This is a genomic window from Streptomyces albidus (ex Kaewkla and Franco 2022) (assembly GCF_013870515.1).
Classification (GTDB): Bacteria; Actinomycetota; Actinomycetes; order Streptomycetales; family Streptomycetaceae; genus Streptomyces; species Streptomyces albidus.
In genome coordinates this window covers 1-2,514 of record NZ_JACBXA010000439.1, presented here as the reverse complement: position 1 = coordinate 2,514, position 2,514 = coordinate 1, and the positions used below count along the sequence as shown (strand labels likewise).

At 69.5% G+C, this 2,514-nt stretch carries 1 protein-coding gene and 1 pseudogene; both read right to left on the bottom strand.

Annotation, left to right across the window (positions count from 1 at the left end):
* Positions 1-1,146: undecaprenyldiphospho-muramoylpentapeptide beta-N-acetylglucosaminyltransferase (gene murG / locus H5J26_RS30230; RefSeq protein WP_309238128.1), on the bottom strand; the 1,146-nt coding region annotated here is incomplete at its 3' end.
* 6 nt (positions 1,147-1,152) lie between these two features.
* Positions 1,153-2,462: pseudogene (gene ftsW, locus H5J26_RS30225) on the bottom strand (putative lipid II flippase FtsW).
* Positions 2,463-2,514 lie beyond the last annotated feature (52 nt).

Below are 2,514 nucleotides of genomic sequence, written 5' to 3'. Positions count from 1 at the left end.
GGCGACTACTTCGCCGCCGTACGCGACTGCCGCCCCGAACGGATCGAGGCACCGTGACCCTCGGCGTGCCGCGATCGCCTCGTTCACCATGCCGACCAGCAGCTCGTCGGCGTCCGGACGACCGAACTCGGCCGCCGCGCGCGCCATGTCGTGCAGCCGGTGCGGATCGGAAAGGACCGGGAGCACGTTGCTCAGGATCCACTCCGGCGTCAGCTCGGCGTCGTCGACGAGCAGTCCGCCGCCCGCCTTGACCACCGGCTGTGCGTTGAGCCGCTGTTCGCCGTTGCCGATCGGCAGTGGGACGTAGGCGGCCGGCAGCCCCACCGCTGACAGCTCCGCGACGGTCATCGCGCCCGCACGGCAGAGCATCATGTCTGCCGCGGCGTACCCGAGATCCATCCGGTCCACATACGGTACCGGGATGTACGGCGGCATTCCGGGCATGTTGTCCGGCTGCGGCAATTCGTTCTTCGGGCCCACCGCGTGCAGAACCTGAATTCCCGCGCGCTGAAGGTGCGGTACGGCCTGCTGCACGACCTCGTTGACGCGGCGGGCACCCTGCGAGCCCCCCGTGACGAACAGCGTCGGCAGGTTGGCGTTGAGACCGAACGCGGCGCGCGCCTCGGGGCGTGCCGCGTTGCGGTCGAGCGTGGCGATGGCGCGGCGCAGCGGGATGCCGATGTAGCGGGCGTTGCGCAGCTTGCTGTCCGGGGTGGAGACGGCGACGTGGCGCGTGTAGCGCGAACCGATCTTGTTGGCCAGGCCGGGACGGGCGTTGGCCTCGTGCACCACGATCGGCACACCGAGCCGCTTGGCCGCCAGGTACGCGGGGAGTGCCACGTAACCGCCGAAGCCGACCACGCAGTCGGCCTTGGTGTGTTCGAGGATCTGCTCGGTCGCCTTGATGGTGCCGCGCAGCCGCCCGGGGACGGTGATCAGTTCAGGTGTGGGCTTGCGGGGCAGCGGCACGGCCGGGATGAGTTCCAGGTGGTAGCCGCGTTCGGGGACGAGGCGCGTCTCGAGTCCGCGCTCCGTGCCCAGTGCCGTGATCCCCACGGTCGGGTCCTGCCTGCGCAGGGCGTCCGCGAGGGCGAGCGCGGGCTCGATATGACCGGCAGTGCCTCCACCGGCGAGTACGACGTGCACGCTGATTCACCGCTCTCCGGACGGCCGCCGATCCGCGCACCGTCTCATCGTTTTGACCTCAGCCCTGCCAGCCTTCTCTGCAGGCGCTGCCGCAGAGCAGGCTGCCGCATGGCCAGAGCCGCTCTGGCCGCGGGGTCGCTTCGCGCGAATGCGATCAGCAACCCGATGGCGAACATCGTCGGCAGCAGGGCGGAGCCTCCGTAGGAGAACAGCGGGAGCGGGACTCCGGCGATCGGCAGCAGGCCGAGCACCGCACCGATGTTGACCACGGCTTGCGCCGTGATCCAGGTCGTCACGCCTCCCGCGGCATACCTCACGAAGGGCTCCTCCGTGCGTCCGGCCACGCGGATACCCGCATAGCCTAGAGCCGCGAAGAGAGCGAGCACCGACAGCGTCCCCGCGAGACCGAGTTCCTCCCCGGTCACGGCGAAGATGAAATCAGTGTGCGGTTCAGGGAGTTGCCCCCATTTTTCCACACTGGCACCGAGTCCCGAACCGAACCATCCGCCCGATGCGAGCGCGTAGATTCCGTGGACCGCCTGCCAGCACTGGTCGTTCGGGCCGGGGTCGGTGGCGCCGATGCACGCCAGCCTGGCCATGCGGTTGGGGCTGCTCATGATGAGGAACGCGCCGATCGCCGCGGCCGCCGCGAGCACGCCCGTGAACAGCCGTGTCGGCGCCCCTGCCAGCCAGAGCAGACCGAAGAGGACGGCCGTGAGAATGATCGCGGTGCCCATGTCGCCGCCGAGCATGATGAGCCCCAGCAGCAGCATCCCGACGGGTACGAGCGGAACCAGCATGTGCTTCCACTGCGTGAGCAGCCGCCTGGACCGCTTGCGCGCGAGCAGGTCGGCGCCCCACAGGACGAGCGCGAGCTTGGCGAACTCGCTCGGCTGGAGCTGGAAGGGGCCGCCCAGATAGATCCAGTTCTGGTTGCCGTTCACCGCATGCCCTATGCCGGGAATCTGGACCATGCACATCAGCACGACGGAGACGGCCAGCAGTGGATACGCCAGGGCGCGGTGCAGCCTCATCGGCATGCGCGCGGCGACAAGCAGCAGGACGGCTCCGAGGACCGCGGCGATCAGCTGCTTGCGGAAGAAGTACGTGGAGGAGAGCCCCGATTGGAGCGCCTCGATCTGCGAGGCCGAGAAGACCATGACGAGACCGAGCACCGTCAGCAGGAGGCTGCCGCCGAGGATGAGGTAGTACGCCGTCAACGGCCGGTCCCATGCCCGCCTCGCCTGTACGAAGAGCGCCGGGGTGCCACGGCTGCGGCCCGGCTTCTTGGGGACGCGCGGGGGGCGCAGCGGGATGCGGGGACGGTTCGGAGCGGAGAGGGAAGTGCCCTTGCCGGGGCGGGGCTTC